At 51.9% G+C, this 21,009-nt stretch carries 19 protein-coding genes; 14 read left to right on the forward strand and 5 right to left on the reverse strand.

The features are described 5' to 3' along the window. Window positions 1–34: 34 nt before the first annotated feature. Window positions 35–169, reverse strand: a complete 135-nt coding sequence (locus BN8_RS33735) for a hypothetical protein (RefSeq protein WP_262493821.1) — start codon at window positions 167–169, stop codon at window positions 35–37. Between the two features lie 179 nt (window positions 170–348). Here BN8_RS33735 and BN8_RS02580 point away from each other — a divergent pair, with 179 nt between their 5' ends. From BN8_RS02580 to BN8_RS02590, 3 genes are read left to right on the forward strand one after another with little or no spacing between them, the layout of a single operon-like run. Continuing rightward, window positions 349–1,470, forward strand: coding sequence for a sensor histidine kinase (locus BN8_RS02580; RefSeq protein ID WP_009280225.1), 1,122 nt, complete (start codon window positions 349–351; stop codon window positions 1,468–1,470). Between the two features lie 53 nt (window positions 1,471–1,523). Further along, the gene (locus BN8_RS02585) at window positions 1,524–2,375 is read left to right on the forward strand and encodes a LytR/AlgR family response regulator transcription factor (RefSeq protein ID WP_009280226.1); all 852 of its coding nucleotides are present in this window, start codon (window positions 1,524–1,526) and stop codon (window positions 2,373–2,375) included. A gap of 6 nt (window positions 2,376–2,381) precedes the next feature. Then, window positions 2,382–2,834 (forward strand): DUF4174 domain-containing protein, encoded by a 453-nt coding sequence (locus tag BN8_RS02590; RefSeq protein ID WP_009280227.1) that lies wholly within the window; start codon window positions 2,382–2,384, stop codon window positions 2,832–2,834. A 33-nt stretch (window positions 2,835–2,867) separates the two neighbouring features. On the opposite strand, the gene BN8_RS02595 is transcribed toward BN8_RS02590, so the two are convergent. Next, window positions 2,868–3,899 (reverse strand): YpdA family putative bacillithiol disulfide reductase, encoded by a 1,032-nt coding sequence (locus tag BN8_RS02595; RefSeq protein WP_009280228.1) that lies wholly within the window; start codon window positions 3,897–3,899, stop codon window positions 2,868–2,870. 187 nt (window positions 3,900–4,086) lie between these two features. On the opposite strand from BN8_RS02595, the gene priA reads away from it, so the two are divergent. From priA to pyk, 4 genes are all read left to right on the forward strand, one after another. Then, entirely contained in the window at window positions 4,087–6,612 is a 2,526-nt protein-coding gene (gene priA / locus BN8_RS02600) for a replication restart helicase PriA (RefSeq protein ID WP_009280229.1), read from the forward strand. 18 nt (window positions 6,613–6,630) lie between these two features. After that, window positions 6,631–6,861 (forward strand): hypothetical protein, encoded by a 231-nt coding sequence (locus BN8_RS02605; RefSeq protein ID WP_009280230.1) that lies wholly within the window; start codon window positions 6,631–6,633, stop codon window positions 6,859–6,861. Next, window positions 6,861–7,256: a type II toxin-antitoxin system VapC family toxin gene (locus tag BN8_RS02610; protein ID WP_040005274.1), complete on the forward strand. Its 396-nt coding sequence runs from the start codon at window positions 6,861–6,863 to the stop codon at window positions 7,254–7,256. The genes BN8_RS02605 and BN8_RS02610 overlap by 1 nt, the downstream gene beginning before the upstream one ends. Window positions 7,257–7,369: 113 nt before the next feature. Continuing rightward, window positions 7,370–8,806: a pyruvate kinase gene (gene pyk, locus BN8_RS02615; protein ID WP_009280231.1), complete on the forward strand. Its 1,437-nt coding sequence runs from the start codon at window positions 7,370–7,372 to the stop codon at window positions 8,804–8,806. Between the two features lie 229 nt (window positions 8,807–9,035). Here pyk and BN8_RS02620 read toward each other — a convergent pair whose 3' ends face one another. Together BN8_RS02620 and yihA are read right to left on the reverse strand one after the other, a co-directional pair. After that, window positions 9,036–9,518, reverse strand: coding sequence for a DUF5606 family protein (locus BN8_RS02620; RefSeq protein WP_009280232.1), 483 nt, complete (start codon window positions 9,516–9,518; stop codon window positions 9,036–9,038). Window positions 9,519–9,602: 84 nt separating this feature from the next. Continuing rightward, on the reverse strand, window positions 9,603–10,208 hold the full coding sequence (gene yihA, locus BN8_RS02625) for a ribosome biogenesis GTP-binding protein YihA/YsxC (protein ID WP_009280233.1): 606 nt from the start codon (window positions 10,206–10,208) through the stop codon (window positions 9,603–9,605). A 243-nt stretch (window positions 10,209–10,451) separates the two neighbouring features. On the opposite strand from yihA, the gene BN8_RS02630 reads away from it, so the two are divergent. The 7 genes from BN8_RS02630 to BN8_RS02660 all read left to right on the forward strand — a co-directional run bounded on the left by BN8_RS02630 (window position 10,452) and on the right by BN8_RS02660 (window position 20,314). Continuing rightward, window positions 10,452–10,895, forward strand: a complete 444-nt coding sequence (locus BN8_RS02630) for a thioredoxin family protein (RefSeq protein ID WP_009280234.1) — start codon at window positions 10,452–10,454, stop codon at window positions 10,893–10,895. Between the two features lie 181 nt (window positions 10,896–11,076). Beyond that, on the forward strand, window positions 11,077–11,928 hold the full coding sequence (locus BN8_RS02635) for an MBL fold metallo-hydrolase (protein ID WP_009280235.1): 852 nt from the start codon (window positions 11,077–11,079) through the stop codon (window positions 11,926–11,928). 124 nt (window positions 11,929–12,052) lie between these two features. Continuing rightward, window positions 12,053–12,832: a patatin-like phospholipase family protein gene (locus BN8_RS02640; RefSeq protein ID WP_009280236.1), complete on the forward strand. Its 780-nt coding sequence runs from the start codon at window positions 12,053–12,055 to the stop codon at window positions 12,830–12,832. A gap of 273 nt (window positions 12,833–13,105) precedes the next feature. Next, window positions 13,106–16,399 carry a SusC/RagA family TonB-linked outer membrane protein gene (locus tag BN8_RS02645; protein WP_009280237.1) on the forward strand — a complete coding sequence of 1,098 codons (3,294 nt, stop codon included), beginning with the start codon at window positions 13,106–13,108 and terminating at the stop codon, window positions 16,397–16,399. Further along, window positions 16,386–18,191, forward strand: a complete 1,806-nt coding sequence (locus BN8_RS02650; RefSeq protein ID WP_009280238.1) for a SusD/RagB family nutrient-binding outer membrane lipoprotein — start codon at window positions 16,386–16,388, stop codon at window positions 18,189–18,191. The genes BN8_RS02645 and BN8_RS02650 overlap by 14 nt, the downstream gene beginning before the upstream one ends. A gap of 70 nt (window positions 18,192–18,261) precedes the next feature. After that, the gene (locus BN8_RS02655; RefSeq protein ID WP_009280239.1) at window positions 18,262–18,969 is read left to right on the forward strand and encodes a hypothetical protein; all 708 of its coding nucleotides are present in this window, start codon (window positions 18,262–18,264) and stop codon (window positions 18,967–18,969) included. A gap of 115 nt (window positions 18,970–19,084) precedes the next feature. Beyond that, window positions 19,085–20,314, forward strand: coding sequence for a monooxygenase (locus tag BN8_RS02660; protein ID WP_229367647.1), 1,230 nt, complete (start codon window positions 19,085–19,087; stop codon window positions 20,312–20,314). 11 nt (window positions 20,315–20,325) lie between these two features. Here BN8_RS02660 and BN8_RS02665 read toward each other — a convergent pair whose 3' ends face one another. Continuing rightward, complete coding sequence (locus BN8_RS02665; protein ID WP_192579014.1) at window positions 20,326–20,847, reverse strand: redoxin domain-containing protein; 522 nt, start codon at window positions 20,845–20,847, stop codon at window positions 20,326–20,328. Window positions 20,848–21,009: the final 162 nt, after the last annotated feature.

The raw sequence follows: 21,009 nt of genomic DNA on the forward strand, positions 1-21,009 counted from the left end.
TGCGTTTAGGGGGAAATAACGCCATTGAAGGGCATTAATCGGCATAAACCGGCAAACAGTCGGGAGAATTGGGCAACTGGTCGGTTTGGCCGGTTTGTTTGTACAGGCAGTGGTAGGTTTGTATCATCAATACGTTTACGTTTGCTCCAAACAGGTAAGCGTGTTTCATATTTAGGTATAGCATACAGACAGCCTGGCTCACTTGAAGTCAGGCTGTTTCGTTCCACGCAGGTCCATTCCATCGGCTGAAATACCTGAACAGTCGGGGGGGCGGGGCTATCGGTCGATTGGCAGCGGTAACTTTCGTGTTTTTGCGTAAACTTGTATAAACCATTCTTGACCAAACTAATGCCAGGCTATTCAGTACGTCGCAACGTCACCTTTCTTATGCACCTGCTGATGTGGGGCGTATTTGGCTTTGCGTTTTTTGTTTTTCAGCCGCTCAATGCCAGCGTCAACTTCCCAACTGGGTTCTGGATAAGACAGGGGATTTTTTTTACGACGCTGGTAGGAGCTTTTTACCTGAACGTGCAGGTACTGGTACCTCGTTTGCTGTTTCGCGACCGCACGGCCACCTTCATTGCTGCGGCCGTTGGCGTAGTGGCGGCTGTGATACTGATTTTCTGGGCGGTCGATGCGTGGCTTAATCTGACCGAGTTGATGTATAAAGCCTATCATCCGGACAAACCGATTAAAAGACCATTGCCGCAGTTTCGCTGGTTCCAGCCTACTTTAATGACAACGCTGCTGGTGATGGGGGTCAGTACCAGTATTGCTACCGTACTGAAGTGGCAGGCCGACGCCCAGCTTCGGCAGGCGCTCGAACAGGCCAAAACAGCATCAGAACTGTCGTTTCTGAAAGCGCAGATCAACCCGCATTTCTTCTTCAATACGCTCAATAATATCTATGCCCTGACGCTGGTCGATGTTGAAGCCGCCCGTGATGCCCTGCACCGGCTCTCGCGCATGATGCGCTACGTGCTCTACGAAACCCAGGCCGGTTCGACCATGCTGAGCAAGGAGATTGCCTTTGTACAGGATTACATGCAGTTGATGCAGTTACGCCTGACCGACAAGGTAGCCGTTACGTTCGAGCAACCCAAGCCCCTCCACGACGTACCCATTGCGCCCATGCTTCTGCTTCCTTTTGTCGAAAACGCGTTCAAGCACGGAGTCAGCTCGGTGTATGATAGCCGGATTCATATCGGTATTCATCAGCACGGCAACGAATTAAGCATGGAAGTCCGCAATACGGTTTTCCCCGAAAAAATGCCTTCGCTGGAAGCCGGTAGCGGGATTGGCCTGACCAACACCCGTCGACGCCTGGACCTGCTATATCCGGACAAATACGTGCTGGCGGTAGAAGAAAAAACGCCGGAGAACGAATACGCTGTTCACCTGAAGCTGTTTCTGGATGGTCAGGCGGTTCCTGTAGAGCAGGTGATCGCCACCTCGAACGTACCGGTTTAAGTACCCCTTTCCGTTATCTTTACCGTTGGCGGCCTTAGCTGCCGACATCTTCTATGACGTTATCCTGCATTGCCGTTGACGACGAGCCGCTGGCACTGGGGCTGGTGAGCGCATTCATTGAAAAGACGCCATTTTTAAACCTGGTAGGGCGCTATTCGAGTGCGGTAGAAGCCCTGCGGGGGCTGCACGAACAAGCCATCGACCTGGTATTTCTGGACATTCAGATGCCGGACCTCACGGGTATCGAACTGGCCCGGGTGCTTGAACCCGGGCCGAACGGCCGCGCTCCCCGGGTGATTTTCACCACCGCCTACAACCAGTTTGCCCTGGACGGCTACAAGGTTGATGCGCTGGATTACCTGCTCAAGCCGTTCAATTATGAAGAGTTTTTGCGGGCGGCTAATAAAGCGAAAGCGTACGTAGAACTGCTCCAGCGCGCTGGTTCGTCGCGGTTCGAAGGTCCACTCGATCGGTCTGGCCCGGAATTGAGCCCCATGCGGCCGGTTGGCTCATTCGAGTCAACGGATCAGCCCGCGGTCCCGGCTCCGACAGGCTCCCACCAGCAGGAAGACTATCTGTTCCTGAAGGTTGAATACCAACTGGTACGGGTCGCATTTGATGATATTCTGTATATCGAGGGGCTGAAAGACTACGTGAAAGTTCACCTCCGCTTCGACCCGCATCAGAACAAAACGCCCAAGCCACTACTGTCACTAACGAGCCTGAAAGCCCTGGAAGAAAAACTGCCCGCCCGGCGATTCATGCGGGTCCACCGGTCGTTTATCGTTTCGCTGGACAAGATCGAAGCCGTCACGCGCAACACCATCCAGATTGGTACCGTAACAATTCCGGTCAGTGATCAATACAAAGACGCTTTTGCACAGTTCTTAAGTAAATGGACCTGATGCATCATGCGCAACACACGATGGGTATTGGCACATAGCTGGCTCTGGATGGCGGGCCTTTTTCTGATCGGCACGAATGCTTTGGCACAAAGTCAAATCGAGAAAACCGTAAAAGCCGGTAAATGGCAGAAACGGATTTTAGTCGTGTACACTCCGTCAGACCAGTCGGCCGACTACAAACAACAGAAAGAAATCCTGGCCAGCGAAACGTCCGGGCTGAACGACCGCGATATGCTCATTATCGACGCGCTGGAAAACCAACTCTCCATCGCCGATAAGACGTACCTGCGCGACGACCTGAACGTAAAATCCAGCAATTTTGCGGTAGTGCTGATCGGAAAGGATGGCGGTGTTAAGATCCGGCAGACGAAGCCCTTACCAACCAAGTCGCTATTTGCTACCATCGACGGTATGTCGATGCGGCAGCAGGAAATGCGGGAAAAGAAGCGAAAGCAATAGAAAGGGGCGCTCAGTGCTGAGCGCCCCCTGTATTCAGATACGTTGGATAAGCTCGTTGACCTTATGTACTTCCCGGCCCATAATATGGTCGATAATGGCCTGGGCGTGTTCACGGCCGTTTTCAATGAACACTTTTTCGGTGTAAATGCCGGCCATCACTGTCCCGCAGACATACAGTCCCGGTACGTTGGTTTCGAAGGTCGTTTTGTCGTAAATCGGTACGTGCGTTTCCGGATTCAGTTCAACCCCACAGCGACGAAGCAGATCGGAGTCGGGTACGTAGCCGGTCAGGATAAACACAAAATCGGCGGGTAATACATCTTCCTCGCCGGTCTGCACATTAGTAATCCGAACGCTGTCTGGGGTGATCGCCGTTACGCACGAATCGAAGCGGGTTTTGATCTTACCTTCCTTCACCCGGTTCTTTACATCCGGAATCAGCCAGTACTTTACCGTTTGCCGGAAATCTTCGCGCCGGTGAACAACCGTTACGTCCACGTCGTGGCGATACAATTCCAATGCGGCTTCAACGGCCGAATTCGACGCACCGACAATAACGACTTTGGTAAACGAGTATTTAAATGGTTCGTCATAGTAGTGCGATACGTTCGGCAGGTCCTCGCCCGGGATGCCGAGCCAGCGCGGCTTGTCGAAATAGCCCGTTGCCAGAATTACCTTACGCCCCTGGTATTCCTCACCGGATGTTGTACTCACGGTAAAAACGTCGCCATGTTCATGGTGGCTGTGCTTCTGTACCCGCTCGACTTCCTGAAAAACTTTGGTGTTGAGTTTGTAATAAGCGGCCACCTTGCGGTAGTACTGCAACGCTTCGTTCCGATTGGCCTTTACGCCTGAAATCGGAAACGGAATGCCGCCAATTTCAATGTTTTCGGCCGTCGAAAAAAAGCGCATCATCCGTGGGTAGCGCCGGATGGACTCCGTAATGCTGCCCTTCTCCAGAATTACGTGACTCAGGCCTGATTTGGTCGCTTCAATCCCCGCGGCCAGTCCGCAAGGACCTCCACCTACAATAACGACGTCGTATGGTTGTATTCCGTTGTGCATAAAGTAAGGCGGGTGGAAACCCGCTCAGTAATAGCATTCATGGGTGTAAACACCGCCTTAGTTCACTAACATACAAATTTATGGGAAAGGTTTACGTGGGTTGGCCTTTTTCCAGACTCCGCGAAATCCTTTTCGGCAGCCGGGCGTTTATCCCTATATTTACTAAAACGACCGCTCAGCACCCTCCGTGGATACGTCACTACGCACCTTATTTTCCCACCTTGAAGACGAAGAAGTCACCTTTTTCGCCGATCTGATTCTGCCCATTCCGGTCCCTCGGCTCTTCACGTACCGGGTGCCGCGTGGCATGGCCGAGATCCTCAAGATCGGCGCTCGGGTGATCGTACCGTTCGGGAAAAACAACGGCCGCGTGCTGACGGCCGTAGTGGCACGGCTGCACAACTCCCCACCGACAGGCTATCAGGCCCGCTACATCAGCGAAGTTCTCGACGAGTACCCACTCGTGACGAGCTACCAGTTGGAGCTGTTTCGCTGGATGTCTGAGTATTATATGTGTTGCATCGGCGACGTCATGAACGTAGCGCTGCCGTCGGGCCTGAAAATTTCGAGCCAGTCGAAAGTGCAGTTTAACCCCGACTTCGACTACCCCGAACTGCTCACGCCGGTTGAGGAAATGCTGTTGACCGAGTTGAAAAAACACCCGGCCTTGTCGTACGAAGAACTGGGGCGGTTAGTAGGAGAGGGGGGCAACGTACCGGCCGTTATCAAATCGCTGGTCGGCAAAAAAGCGGTGATTGTCTTCGAGGAAGTGAAGGAAAAATACGTTCCGAAGATGGTCCGCAAGATTCGTCTGCACCGCAATTACGAAGAGAAAGAGCAGTTGCTGGTGCTCCTGCAACGGCTGGAGAAACTGCCGAAGCAGCAGGAGGTGGTGATGCGGTACCTCCGTCACGTACCCGTTCAGATCACCCCGTCGCTCAACCAGAAAGGGCTGGATAAGAGCATTCTCAACCAGGACGATGAACTGTCGCAGTCGTCGCTGACGACCCTGATCAAAAATCAGGTGTTCGAAACGTTTGAGGTAATCCAGCCCCGCTTTGCCGACAACCTGGTTCCTCAGGCCGAAATCCGGCTGACCGACGCGCAGCGGCAGGCAGCGCAGGACATCATGGCGCAGTTTGAGCGGCAGAACATCGTGCTGTTTCATGGCATAACGGGCAGCGGCAAAACCGAGATCTATATTGATCTGATTCAGCAGGCGCTGGCCGGTGGTACGCAGGTCCTGTACCTCCTGCCGGAAATTGCCCTGACGACCCAGATCGTAGTGCGGTTGCAGCGGGTGTTCGGCGACAAAATGGGTATCTATCACTCTAAGTTCTCTGACAACGAACGCGTGGAAGTCTGGAAGGGCGTTGTATCAGGGCAGTACCAGTTTGTGGTGGGCGTACGGTCGGCGGTGTTTTTGCCGTTCGATAACCTGGGGTTGATCATCGTGGACGAAGAACACGAGACCTCGTATAAGCAGCATGACCCGGCCCCACGCTACCACGCCCGCGACGTAGCGATGATGCTGGCGCACTGGCAGCAGGCTAAAGTGCTGCTGGGTTCGGCTACGCCCTCGCTGGAATCGTACTACCAGGCCCAGCAGGGACGCTACGGATTGGTCGAACTGTTTCAGCGGTTTGGCGATGCCACCCTGCCTGATATTATGCTGGTGAATACGCAGCAGGAAAAAAAGCAGAAGACGATGAAAAACGAGTTTTCGTCGGCGCTGCTGGATGAACTGGAAACGAATCTGGAGCGCAAAGAACAGAGCATTCTGTTCCAGAATCGTCGGGGGTATTCGCCCTATATGCAATGCGAGGATTGCGACTGGACGGCCGAGTGCCCGAATTGCGCCGTAAGTCTGACGTATCACCAGCGCGACGCCGAACTCCGCTGCCACTACTGCGGGCACAAGGAAGCCGTGCCACGCGTCTGCCCGGTCTGCGGCTCAACCAAAGTACGTACCATCGGCTACGGTACTGAAAAGCTGGAAGACCAGTTACAGATCATTTTCCCACAGGCCCGAATCCTGCGGATGGATCTGGATACGACACGGGCCAAGAACGCGTACCAGCAGATCATCCAAGAGTTTGAAGGCGGGCAGGTCGATATGCTCGTCGGGACGCAAATGATCACCAAAGGGCTGGATTTCGACAATGTGAGCCTGGTCGGTATCTTCGACGCCGACCGGCTGATTCACTTCCCTGATTTCCGGGCTACGGAGCGGGCGTTTCAGATGCTCACGCAGGTTAGTGGTCGGGCGGGTCGGCGGGCAGGCCGGAAAGGGAAGGTATTGATCCAGACGACCAATCCGCAGCAGACCATCCTGCAGAAAATCATCGAAAACGATTACAGAGGACTATACGAAGAGGAAATCCAGGAGCGGCAGAATTTCAACTACCCGCCTTTTTCACGACTTATCAAATTAACCATACGGCACACCGACAAAGCCATCAGTTTGCAGGCGGCAGAACGGCTGGCTGCTGAACTGACCGACGCCCTGGGCGAGAGTCGGGTGCTCGGGCCGGAGGAACCGCTGGTAGAGCGTATCCGAAATCAGTTTCTGTTTGATATTCTGATCAAGATCGAGCGCGAGAAGATGAACGTGAAGGCTGTGAAAGCCTACATCCAGGACCGTATCAACGACATCCTGACGGACAAAGGCCTTCGGCAGGTCTCGATAGTAGCCGATGTTGATTGTTTATAATGCCAAACCTGTTGAGCTATGTTAACTACAGTAACTGGAACGTATGAAAATGGGCAAATCCATCTGGACGAAGAATTGCCAATTAAATCAGGAAAAGCAAAAATTATAGTAACTGTAGTAGAGGAACTGGTAGAGGAGATTACAAAGCCAAAACGTGAGTTAGGCCGTTTGAAGGGTATGTTTGCTCATCCATACTGGTCGTCCAAAGAATTTAATGACCCGATTGACGACTTAAAAGACTACATGTGATGAATATTTTGCTGGACACACAGGCCTTAATCTGGTCGCTCGATAGCCAGGAAAGGTTGACAGGTAAGGCTTTGCAAAGTATTCAGGATGCTGAAATTGTTTATGTAAGCCCCATCAACTTTTTTGAAATAGCGATAAAATCGACAATTGGTAAGAGCCCCACTATCAAGCAATCATTACGTGATATTATTGAGGGCTCTGTCCAATCTGGTTTCGTTTGGTTACCCTTAATGGCTTCACATATTGAAGCTTACACAATGATTCCATTCTATGATCAGCATCGTGATCCATTTGATCGATTGATTTTAGCTATTGCTTTTGCAGAACAATTGAATATTGTTTCTTCAGATCACAATTTTTCGTTATATCAACCTCTGGTTAACATCATATGGTAGCAGGCTTATAACCTGTCAATAACGCCTTCGCAAAAATTTTACGCACATTTTTCCGGTAGCCGGTTATTTTTGCACCGGCTTCTGGCCGCTTTTGCCTCATTTGTTCCTTACTCATGTCCAAAAAAACCAAGATTGTGGCCACCGTTGGCCCAGCTTCCGAATCCAAAGAACAACTACTGGCACTGGCCAAAGCGGGAGTGAATGTTTTTCGGCTCAATTTCTCCCACGGTACGCACGAAGACCACCTTGCCCGCTTGCAGCGCATTCGCGAAATAAACGAAGAGTATGGCCTCAACCTCTGCGTTCTGCAGGATTTGCAGGGGCCCAAGATCCGCATTGGTAACGTTGAGAATAAGGATGGCGTCCTGATTCTTCCTGGCAACAAACTCATCTTTACCAACGACGAAGTGGTTGGCACGGCCGAGCGCGTCAGTACACCGTATAAGGATATGTACCGCGATGTGCAACCCGGCGAACGCGTACTGATGGACGATGGCAAGCTGGAGGTGAAAGTACTGAGCGTCGACGGTACGGATGTTATTACTGAAGTCGTGTACGGTGGACCGCTTAAATCCAAAAAAGGCGTGAACCTGCCCAATACGAAAGTCTCCATGCCGTCTGTTACGGAAAAAGACTGGGCTGACCTTGACTTCGGGCTGGAAAATAACGCCGAATGGATTGCTTTGTCGTTTGTACGGCAGGCTTCCGAAATCCTGGAGATCAAGGAATACATCCGGTCGAAAGGTAAAAGCAGCCGCGTTATTGCCAAAATTGAGAAGCCGGAAGCCATTGAAAATATCGATGAAATCATCGCGGCTACCGATGGCCTGATGGTAGCCCGGGGTGACCTGGGGGTTGAACTGCCCGCCGAAGAGGTGCCGATGATTCAGAAGATGCTGGTCGAGAAATGCAACAAGGCTGCCAAGCCCGTCATCGTAGCGACGCAGATGCTCGAAAGCATGATCGATGCCCCTCGTCCGACCCGCGCCGAAATTAACGACATTGCCAATTCCGTACTCGACGGGGCTGATGCCGTCATGCTGAGCGCCGAAACCGCGTCAGGAAAGTATCCGATTCTGGCCGTAGAAAGCATGGCCAATACGATCCGGCAGGTTGAGAAGAGCAGCGAAAAAATCTATTTCCGCTACCACGCGCATGTCAACGAGGAGCCGACGGAGAATGTTATCAACGACAACGTAGTGATGAGTGCCTGCCGGCTGGCTCGTGATACGAAGGCAAAGGCCATCATCGGCATCACTAATTCCGGATACACGGCCGTGCGGTTGTCGCACCACCGCCCCAAAGCTGATCTGTTCGTGTTTTCCAACGACCAGCAGTTGCGCAACACCCTTGGGTTGTACTGGGGCGTTCAGGTGATTGCGCACGAACCGAGCGCAGACCTGACCATCGACCAGACCGTCGATGATATCAAGAAAACGCTGGTTGAAAAAGGGAAGCTGCAGTCGGGTGATATCTTTATCAACACCCTAAGTATGCCGCTGGCGCAGTCGCGCCGAACCAATACGGTAAAATTGAGTGTGGTGGACTAACGAAAAGGTCTGACACACGTCTAACCCGAAAACAGGGGCGTACAGAGACCTGAACGTGCCTGATTAGCCGGTCAGACGTTCCGTCAGACCTTGTTGCCAATAGTCGTTAAAAAGTCAAAAAAGCCGCGAAGCCAATGGCCCATCGCGGCTTTTCTACTATTCACTGAAAATGGAGACCTTTCTTTGTTATACCGGGAATCGACCGTGGTCTGATCCGATACAACAAAAGTTATGCGTTAGATTCCTCCTGCGTTTCCGCTGAATCGGTTGTTTCGGGGGCCGTTTCAGCTTCAGGAGCCGGAGCGGCTTCCTGCGTTTCAAACACCTCGGGGGCGTACTGACGCAGGATACCGTACCAGGTAATCAGTTTCCGAATATCACTGGCCCGAACCCGCTCGCGATCATACTCCGGAACCACCGACTCCATGAAATCGGCCAGTTCGTCGTTAGAGCCTTTCGCGTTGACCGTCAGGTTCTCACCATATTTTTCGTTGATCGCCGTCAGTACATTGGCCAGAGGAATTGACTGGTCGGGCGTATCGACGTAGATCGAAATATCATTCAGAACCGAGACTCGGGCAGTTGGCCCCATCATAGTCTTGGCTTTTTTGTCGTCCAGCGACTCAACAATCACACCGGTGCGGCTGGGTTTCAGAATACGAAACAGGCCACTCTGGCCGGCGATGTTGGCGATTTGTTTTAATGCTTCCATGCTTACTCGATAAAATGGTAACGCCCGCTTAAGCAGACGTATTGCCTTTGCTTTTAATTAAACCGCGAATTTAGCGGGTGTTATCTAATTTGACCTGAACTCTTTGTTCAATGAATGGATCAAAGCCAGCACCTCTTCACGCCCGGCAGCAGTTATGGCCGACGTGACAATGATTTGAGGAGCCTCTTCCCAGGTTTCGAGCAGCGTAGCCCGATACTGTTCAAGCGTAGCCTGTAGTTTGGTGGCGCTTAGTTTCTCTGATTTGGTCATCACAATCACAAACGGGATGCCCTGTTCGCCCAGATTAGTCATAAAATCCAGATCAATCTTCTGGGGGGCAATGCGCGAATCGACCAGCACGAACGTGCAGAGCAGATTGGAGCGGGTGGTAAGGTAGCCATTGATCAGTGCTGCAAACTTGTCGCGTTCGGTCTTGCTTACCTGTGCATAACCGTAGCCCGGTAAATCAACCAGATACCACTCGTTGTCAATCAGAAAATGGTTGATTAGTTGTGTTTTGCCGGGCTTGCCCGATATTTTAGCCAGCGACGTCCGGCTGGTCAGCATGTTGATCAATGACGACTTGCCTACGTTCGAGCGACCGATGAATGCGTATTCGGGGCGGTCGGGAGCCGGGCATTTGGCCGGATCGGAATTGCTGATAACAAACTGAGCTTGCTTGACAGGCATACAATTCAATGGTAAATGTGCACAAAGTTCGGAAAGATTGACAACATAGGCACAGCAACCGACGTTTAAACGCTAACAAACCCGGCCGCCGTCCTTCGTGGTTTGCGGCATTGTGCGGTGTGGAGCGGGACGGCTGGGTTTGGGATTATCAATCTTGTGCTGTAATTTGGTGGTCAACAAAGCGGTCGTGAAACGAAAGCGATGGGACGCTGCGTTATAGGAAACGAAACTAATTAGTTGCGTATGAAAAAAGTGTTTTGGATGCTGATGATGCTGACTGTTACGCTGGGTGCGGCAGTGGCTGGAGATGATAAAACGCCCAAGGGCAGCGAACCTGGTATTCAGTTTACAGAATCGTCCTGGAAAGAGGTACTCAAGCGTGCCAAAGCCGAGAAGAAAGTCATTTTCCTGGACGCGTATGCGAGTTGGTGCGGTCCCTGCAAGCTGTTGCAGAAAAAGGTATTTACGCAGAAAGAAGTAGGCGATTATTTCAACGGCAAGTTCATCAACGTAAAGATGGACATGGAAAAAGGCGAAGGCCCGGCGCTGTCGCAGGTATATCCGCTGGAAGCGTATCCTACGCTGCTGTTCATTGATGGTAACGGACGCGTACTTAAGAAAGTTATTGGTTATCAGTCACCGGAGAATCTGCTTTCAATCGGAAAGAGTGTGAAAGCATCCATCTGATCAACCGCCCATACATGTTAATCCGGCCCCGGTTCGCCTTGAACCGGGGCTTTTTTGTGGGGGCGACCCGACTTTGTCCAGCAAGGCCGTGTCGAAAAATCCTTTGGGAAGTACACGGCTGATCGGTAATCGTTGCCTATGGTTTACGGCTAAAGACGTAATTTGCCGAAAAACAGACCGTATGCATTTTCAAACCCTCGATACTGGCCTTTTCAAATTAGACGGGGGCGCTATGTTCGGCGTCGTGCCTAAGCCTCTCTGGAACAAACTCAATCCGGCCGATGAGCAGAACCGCTGTACCTGGGCGATGCGCTGCCTGCTCTTCGAACCGGACAACAGCACGGCTAACCGACGCCTGCTGTTGGTTGATACGGGAATTGGGGATAAACAGGACGCTAAATTTTTCGGGCATTATGCTCCCGACCGTACACACTCGTTAGTAGGGTCTATTCAGGCGGCCGGTTATTCCGAATCCGATGTAACGGATGTGTTACTGACCCACCTACACTTTGATCATGTTGGAGGGGCTGTTAAGCGCGACGGCGACCGGCTGGTTCCGGCATTTCCGAACGCTACGTACTGGACCCACTCCGCGCACTGGGACTGGGCCATACAGCCCAACCCCCGCGAAAAAGCGTCCTTTCTGGCCGAAAATATTCTTCCACTACAGCAAAGCGGTCAACTGAAGTTTCTGAACCAACAGTTATTTCCTTTCGAAACGATTGCCTTGGTGTACGTCGATGGCCACACCGAAAAAATGACCCTGCCCATCTTTCATGTGAATGGCCGGCTGGTAGCCTACGTCGCCGATCTGATTCCGTCGTCGGCGCATGTGCCGCTGCCTTACGTAATGAGCTACGACGTCCGGCCATTGCTGACTATGGATGAAAAGGCGCAACTGCTGAAACGTGCGGCTGATGACGACTGGATTCTGGTGTTTGAACATGATCCGGTAGTCGAAGCGGCCACGGTTGAACATACTGATAAGGGTGTGCGTATTAAGGAAAAGGGCCGACTGGCCGACTTTCTGTGAGATCGTAAACCGAACCCTTCCTGTCAGCGTTGTAGTAATGAGTTCAATGTTTCGCGGTCGCGGTGTTGCCGTAGTCTCACCGGCAGATGTTAAACTGGCTATATTAATACGTACTTGACTTGTCATGAAAATAGGTTTGGTTTTATCCGGGGGCGGAGCGCGGGGATTTGCACACCTGGGTGTTATGAAGGCGCTCCGGGAAATGGGCATTACCTTCGACCGGATCGCGGGAACCAGCGCCGGAGCCATCACCGGTGCGCTGATCGCTCAGGGATATACTCCCGACGAAGCCCTGAAATTAATTGAATCGTCGTCATTTATGCGGCACCTGCGACCGGCCTGGAACCGAATGGGCCTGCTGCGCATCGACGGTATTGCGGAATTATACCGGAAATACATTCCACACGATTCGTTTGAAGGGTTGAGCATTCCGCTGCACGTTCTGGCCGTTGATATCAATGATGGTGAAGCTGTGGTGTTTGAGCAGGGAGAACTAATTCGACCCGTGCTCGCTTCGTGCTGCCTGCCGGGCGTATTCGAGCCGCTCTATATCAACAAACACCAGTACGTTGATGGAGGAGTACTTAATAATCTGCCCGTGGAACTGATTGAAAATAAGGTCGATTTCGTGATCGGTTCACATTGCAACGTCTTGGGGCCGAGGAAGCCCCTCACCTCCATGCGAGGAGTTATTGAGCGAAGCCTGGTACTGGCCGTGCAGAATAAAACTAAAGAGCGCTTTTCAAAATGCAATGTATTGATTGAGCCGGCAGAAATGGCACAGTACAGCGTAACAGATGTTAAAAAAGCCCGGGATATGTTCCGGTTCGGTTATCTGCACACACGCTCGATGGCAAATGAGTTAGAAAAAGCGCTGACCAACCCTTCATTGTCGGCTACATAATATAAAATTCAGATAAGCATGAAAAAGCCAGGTTGATAGCCTGGCTTTTTTGTTTTCAGCACAGGCGGAACATTTTTGTACTATCACCAGAATAAATTTTAAGTATAAATAACTAACACCCAATCTAAGTGACACAAAATAAAATTTTATTTATTAGTAATAGTTTGAAATATTATAATGAGATTAAGCTTAAAGGTAAATTATTTGTAAAGTGTCGGCCAATTATTAGATTTGCTGAAGTAACACGTTTTCTTGACCTAACTTAAACTGTACATGAGTAGAATTCTACTGGTGAGCTTACTTGTAGTATGCTCATCCTGGGCCACGGCATGGGCTCAGGAGCGGAAGATCACGGGCAAAGTCACGTCTGCCGATGATGGTGCACCGATCCCAGGTGTATCGGTCGTTCTGAAAGGAACAACGAAGGGTACAAACAGCGACGCCGAAGGTAATTATTCAATTGCCGTGCCTGATAAAGGAGGCAAACTGGTATTTAGCTTCGTCGGTTCAGCAACGCAGGAAGTCGAAGTTGGCAACCGCTCATCCATCGACGTCCGGCTCGAAAATGATTCCAAGCAATTAACGGAGGTTGTGGTAACGGCTGTCGGTATTCAGCGGGATAAAAAAGCCCTTGCCTATGCCGTATCGAACGTTAAAGGCGACTTATTACAGCAACGCTCAGAGCCGGACCCGCTGCGGGCACTGGCCGGTAAGGTACCGGGTGTAAATATTACGGCCGGGAACGGAGCTCCGGGTGCCGGTACACGGATCACCATCCGGGGAAATAACTCGTTCACGGGTAATAACCAGCCGCTGTTCGTTGTCGATGGTATTCCCTTCGATAACTCGGTTAACTCCACACAGGGGTATAACCAGAACACAGTGACGACCAACCGGGCCTATGACATCGATCCCAACAACATCGAGAATATGACCGTGCTGAAAGGCGCGGCTGCTTCAGCGCTCTACGGTTCGCGGGCTGCTAATGGGGTAATTGTCATCACCACCAAGTCGGGTAGCAAATCGGCCCGCAAAGGGTTAGAAGTCAATTTCAATTCTTCCTATTCGATCGAAAACGTATCCTCAATCCCTGACTATCAGAACACCTATACGCAAGGGTCTAACCAGACGTATAACGGGGGTTTTATTGGTAACTGGGGAACCGTTTTTCCAGCCGAAGTGGATCGGGTTAATGCGGCCTTAGGGTTTGATCGGTATTCTAAAGTAGTTGATCCCGACTACCCAGCCGGTACGATTCCCCACCCACTCGTCGATGCGACCGTTCCCTACGGGGCGGCTCGTTACCAGACGGCTTTCCCGGAACTGTTGCAACCGAATGGCCGGGGTATTGCCGTACCGCTGGTACCGCACGACATCATAGGCGGGTTTTTCCGGACGGGTAAAGTATTGGAAAACGGTATTCAGATCACCTCAACCGGGGATAAGACGTCGCTGAATGCATCCGTCTCGCGGACAAAAAACGAAGGTATTATTCCTAACTCATTTACGGAACGTACTACCCTGAGCTTTGGCGGAAACGCTACGTTGTCGAACAAGCTTAACGTAGCCGGTAGTGTGGCCTATACGAACACCAATCAGCAAAGTCCACAGTCGGGGGCGGGTTATTACGCTGACTATGGCGGGTTGGCGTCGGCAGGCTCTATTTATGGACGCTTGTTTTACCTGCCCCGTAACTATGACCTCAATAACTATCCGTTCGAAAACCCCGTCGACGGGTCAAACGTATTCTACCGAGCCCTGGATAACCCGCTCTGGACGGCCAAATATAACCTGTACAACTCCGCCGTCAACCGGATTTACGGGAATATGACCCTGAGCTACGACGTGACTCCCTGGTTGAATCTGACCGCCCGTGGTGGACTCAACACGTATTCGGAAACCCGCAAGAACGTGATTCGTCCCGGTGGTACGTTCGTGCCATTAGGCTCTGTATCCCGCCAGGATCTGACCAAAACGGAGGTTGACTTTACGTTTCTGGCGACGGCACAGCATGATTTTTCGGAAAAGTTTAATGCGAAACTGCTGCTTGGCTTTAACCCCAACGAACGTACCTACACCGAATCGTCCGTTACCGGATCGCCGGTTATCGACCCGAATGTGCTGACGATTGGCGGGACGCTGAACCAGAACGCGGCTGATTACAGGTACACACGCCGTTTGTACGGCATCTTTGGTGAGTTGACGCTGGGCTACAACAACTTCGCCTTCCTGACGGCGTCAGTGCGGAATGACCACTCGTCTACGTTGCCGGCCGGTAACAACAGTTACTACTACCCGGCCGTAGCAGGTTCGTTCGTGTTCACGGAGGTGCTGAATCTGCCGAAAAACATCCTGAACTTTGGTAAGCTGCGGGCCAACTACGCCATGGTTGGTAAGGATGCTGACCCGTATCAGGTGTTCACGGCTTACAACCTCGGTCGTACGTTTTACAATGGAACGGCCATTTCGACTGCCAGCCTTCCCAGCCAGTTGAATAACATCAACCTCAAACCTGAATTTACCTCGGAGGTTGAGTTAGGCGCTGAGCTGCAGTTCTTAAATAACCGGATTGGGGTTGATGTTGCGCACTTCGACCGGATTTCGACCGACCTGATTGTTACCCGCGAGTTGCCACGGACCACGGGTTTTGCTACCGAAATCACCAACGCCGGTAAAATCTCGAACAAAGGTTGGGAGGTTGGCCTGACGCTCGTTCCGATTCGGGCCGCAAACGGACTTACCTGGAGTTCGTTCGTAGCCTATACCCGCATCCGCTCACGAGTTGAGGATGCTGGCCCGGGCGGAGAAATTTTTATCGGTGGCACGGGCCTGTCGTCGCTGGGAACTATCTTCCGCAACGGCCTGCCGTATGGCCAGATCATTGGGTCGAGGAATGCGCGGGATGAAAACGGAAATCTCCTCATCAACCCGAACACTGGTTTGCCGATCCGGGCGGCTAGTTCAGGAATCATCGGTGACCCAAACACAAAATATACACTGGGCTGGACCAACACCGTATCGTTTAAAAACTTCAACCTGTCGGTGCTGGTGGATTACAAAGCCGGTGGAAGCCTGTTCTCAAGTACGGCGGCTTCGTTGCTGCTGCGGGGGCAGTTGAAAAACTCGGAAGATCGCGAAGGAATGCGGGTAATCCCTGGCGTATTGGGCGATCCGGCCACGTACAAGCCACTGATTGGCGAAGATGGGAAGCCAATCAAAAACACCATCGCCATGACGGCTTTCCAGTACCACTTTACGGATGGATACGGGGCTTACGGAGCGGATGAGGTGAATATTTATGACGCCAGTGTGGTGCGGCTGCGTGAGGTATCGCTGGGGTACAGCGTTCCCAAGGCTTTCCTGCAACGGTACGCGAAAGTGTTCGGTAGTCTGCGCCTGTCAGTATCGGGTCGTAACCTGTGGTTCTATGCACCCAATATGCTGGAAGGGCTGAATTTTGACCCAGAGGTATTGTCAAACTTCGCCGATTCAAACATTCAGGGTTTTGATCTGGGGGCTTCGCCTTCGACACGTCGTTTCGGGGTCAACCTCAATGCTTCCTTCTAATTACGATCAAAAATGGCGGCCCGCTGTCGTTTTTGCTTCTTACCTAACTGTTAACAACCGAATTAAGATGGTTAATCTGACTATAATCAGGACACTGGTACTGGCTGGGCTTGTCAGCGTAGTCAGTTCGTGTAACCTGACCGAACTGGATATAAATACTGATCCCAACCGACCAGCAACGGGTTCGCTGGGGCTGCTGTTACCGGTAGCCGAGAATGCAGCCGTCAACGCGTTCGGCGCTGTTAATAGCAACGCCATGGGCTTCGCCGGTCTTTGGAATTCTGCCGATGCGTATAATCTGAGTAATACCAGCTACCAGGGAACCTGGAATGGCGCGTTTCAAAGCTTGCAAAGCATTGAAGAGTTGTTGCGAGCCACTGAAGATGGCAAAAATCCCCGTTACCGGGGCATTGCCCTGGTGCTCAAAGCCTATTCGATGGGTAACTACGTGGATATGTTCGGGGATATGCCGTATTCGGAAGCCTGGAAAGGTAACGCAGCAGAACCCAACAAGTCGCCTAAGTTTGACAAAGATTCGGATATCTACGAAGACCTGCTCAAACTGTGCGATCAGGCAGTTACCGAATTAGCTAAAGCCCAGCCCGTGGCCGTAATCAACGACTATATGGGAGCCGGCAACGCAACGACCTGGACACGGATTGCCAAAACCGTTAAGCTGCGCCTGCTGCTGAATTCGCGCAAAGGTCGCACCAACGGCAATGCTGAGCTCAAGGCGGCTTTTGATGCAGGTGGGTTTATCACAACCCCGGCGCAGAACTGGACATATCTGTATTCAACGCAGATATCCCCGGCCGATAACCGGCATCCCTGGTATTTCACTTATGCCGGGCAGGGTGATCCTACATACATCAACCACCAGTTGATGGGCGAAATGATCCTGAACAAGGACCCGCGTCTGCCTTTTTACTTTTATCGGCAAACAGCCCGGGTACTCGATCAGAACAACCCAACCGACCGGGGTACCACGCCTTTTGGTGGGTCGTATCTGCCCCTACGGGCGTCGTTCCTGGATGAATATAAACGGGCGTTTAGCATCACAGGTGATGTCCCGGCCGCTGATCTGGCCTACATCGCCGGGTATTTTGGCCGCGACCGGGCCGACGTATCAGGTGCGGCTGCCGATGGTCCGTTACGGACTACCCCGGGTACGTATCCAGCCGGTGGAGTTTATTCTGATCGGAGTACGCCAGCCGTAGCGCTGACCGGGCAAGCCTCGCTGAACTACGGCGGCAACGGGCAGTGGCCACTGATTAACAGTTGGAACACCAAGTATTACCAGATTGAAGCGATCCTGGATGGAACCGGCGTAACCGGCGATGCGAAGGCGCTGTTTGAGGCTGCCATGCGCGAACAGATTGCGGTGGTGGTGGCGCAGGGACTCAAATCAGATCCCAGTAAGGCAAAAGCCCCGGCTACGGCCGATGTTGATGCGTACGTAAAAGCATGGCTGGGCCTATACGATGCGGCAACGACTAATCAGGCTAAACTGAACGTAGTGGCCAAGCAAATCTGGTTCTGCTCGTGGGGACAGGGTATGGAAATCTGGAACCTTCAACGGCGGACGGGTTATCCGATTCAGAGCCAGTTCAAGCAGTTCTCCATTGGTGTACAGGCTCCAATTTCGAGGCCGCCCCGTCAGTATGCGCTGCGGTTGCCGTATCCTCAGCAGGAAGGTGCGCTGAACCCGAATGCAGCCAAGTACATCACCGACGTTATTTTTGACCGGGACCCAATTTTCTGGGATAAAGTAAAAGTGAAGTGGGAGTTTTAAATGAATTACAGGTAGCTCAACCAAAGCTAACCGTAGGCGTGGTTGAGTTGCCGGAAAACGGATAATAACAATGAAAAAATATTTAATATATTCATTATCAGCCGTAATTGCGCTTTTGGTAGGTTGCCGAGATGAGGCCCTCAACCCCAATAAGCCCTGGGAGCCGGGGGTTCACGCATTAACTGTTTTTGCGGACATACCCGAGGGTAAATTAGGGACGAGTGACAAAGCCAACTTTGCAGCCAACGGTCGAAATTTCCCATTAACCGGTCAGGACAATGCAAAGCTGGATCTGAAGATTCGTTGGGTATCGCTCGATAACAAGCTGACTGTTACCAAGATCGTTATTAAAGCAGATATGATCGAGTCGTACACCGACCCGGATGGTAACCCTAAAACGGTGTCGCTGGGCAGCGGAGGGAAAATTGTAAAAACGATTGAGTCGCCCGCAGCTAACCGGCAATGGAACACGTTCAGCATCACCCCCAATGAAATCTACAATCTGTACAAAGATGCAACCGTGAAGTACGACAAGGTAAACGCGGTAAAAGTCTTCGAAAACCCTGCTCGTCCTCGCCCGGCCGGTGCCCGGTTGCAGGGACCACAGGTTGTTGGCGGTAGGACAGTTGCTAATGCCGATGCCTTTGTTGTGACGTGGGAGCTTACCACCTCCGACGGCCTAGTATTTAGAGTGTGGAACGAAGAAAGTATCTGCCTCGATCCTACGCCGGTGTCTCAGGCCAATTCAAATTGCCGCCTGAATTTTACAGTCAGATAACCGTGCCTGTAATTTGTACTGGAGCAGCAATGGGCTTACCCCATTGCTGCTTTTTTCATCACTAGAGACTATGTACTACGGGCGAACTGGTTTTTGGCTACTGCTTTGGTTGTTTATGAGCCATGTTATTGTAGCTCAGTCGCCTACCTACGTCCAGCACGTTAAACCAATTATTACACGACACTGTGGAACCCCCTGTCATCATTCCGGGGGCGTCGGGCCGTTCAGCTTGCTGACGTACGAGGACGTAGCCAAGCGTGGAAAGTTCATTGCCAAAGTGACACAGGCCCGGTACATGCCACCATTTCCGGCCGATCGGGAGTTTCAGCACTACGCCAACGAACGAGGATTGTCGGATGCCGAAATTGACCTGATTCAGCAGTGGGTACAGGCCGGAATGCCGGAGGGTACACCGAGGGAGATGACCGGTCTGCACCGAAGGTCTGACCAGTCATCTCCCTCGGCAATTGGTGTATCCGGTGCAGACCAGCAACGAAAGCCTGATCTGGTGCTGCGTATGAAACCGTATGCTATCAAAGGCGACGGCCGCGAAGATTTCCGGTATTTTCACGTACCGATGGGCCTAAGGCAGGACGTTTGGGTAGAAGCCATCGAATTTGTACCGCAGAATCGCAAACGGCTGCACCACAGTCGACTGATGGTTGATTCGACGGGGACTATGGCAGGGATCGACGGCCTGGCGGAAGATGATCCCCGGCTGCGGGACTTCCAGCGGACGCCTTTAGCCGATGCATTCCTCTACGGCTGGGTACCCGGCAACGACCGCGTTACGTTTCCGGTAGGGGCCGCCAAGCGCATTCCGGCGGGCAGCGACCTAATCCTGAATCTCCACTATGCTCCGTCGCCGAAACCCGAAACCGATCAGTCGGAGGTTCGGCTGTATTTTGCCCGAAAGCCGGTGGAACGGGAAGTTCGGACGCTGACACTAACGGAGAATGATATAACTAATCAGCCATTTGTGCTGCCGGCCAATACCCGCCCGACGTTTTACATGAACTATGGCCCGATCAGCGACACGATTCGGTTGTTATCAGTGATGCCGCATATGCATTGGCTGGGCCAGACGATCAAGGCGTTTGCCATTACGCCCGCCGGCGATGCTATTCAATTAATAAAAATTGACAATTGGGATTTTAACTGGCAGTTATCCTACTTTTTTCGCGAGCCACTTGTGTTGCCTAAAGGCTCGACCATCATCGCCGAGGCTTCATACGACAATACCGACCAGAATCCGCTTAATCCCAACCGCCCGGTTCGACAGGTAGGCTACGGCTGGAACTCCACCGACGAAATGATGAATCTGGTCTTCTACTACGTGAAATAGCGAATCACGCTCTATTCAATCAGACACCCCACCGCATCCGTCCGCGGAACAGCAACAGGTTGCCCGGCCAGCAGCGCATCCAGCGCATCACGGAGAAAATGTTGAGTAGGGGAGGGCCGATGCTTCCCGAGCGATACGTACCAGTCGTCAATGGCGCCCTGGTAGCTTACTGTTCCATCTGCAGCCATCAGAACAACTTCAGGTGTAACGTGAGCCCGAAAATAGCGTGCGAGCCTGGCACCTGGATCGGCCTGCCCCGCAAACGGAAGCTGATATAGTTTATGAAATTGCCGGATGGTTTGAGGTAGGTCTGTCCGAAGCGGATAAACACCCACAAAGCGCACGTCCGATTTCCTGAAGCGCCGATATAGGTCGGCAAGCCGTGGGGTGTACTGCTGGCAGACCGGACATTCGGTATTCAGAAAGATGTAAACCGTAGGCTGCGGTTTAGGCTCTTTACCTGCCCTATCGTATTGTGGACTCTGCACGAATAGAGCGAGTAGGAAATGACTAAGTACAAATAATGCGTTCATTGCGCTGAGGTGAATAGCCATCATTTAACAAAAAAAGCAAGGCGATCAGTCCTGCTATTTTATTATTTAACGAGTTTGCTGCAAAAAAATACTATCAAATATTGGTTGCCTGCAACGTTCCATTTTTATCTGTGTCATTAATTGAATTGTTGAAAATATTGT

The organism is Fibrisoma limi BUZ 3 (assembly GCF_000296815.2).
GTDB classification, from domain to species: Bacteria; Bacteroidota; Bacteroidia; order Cytophagales; family Spirosomataceae; genus Fibrisoma; species Fibrisoma limi.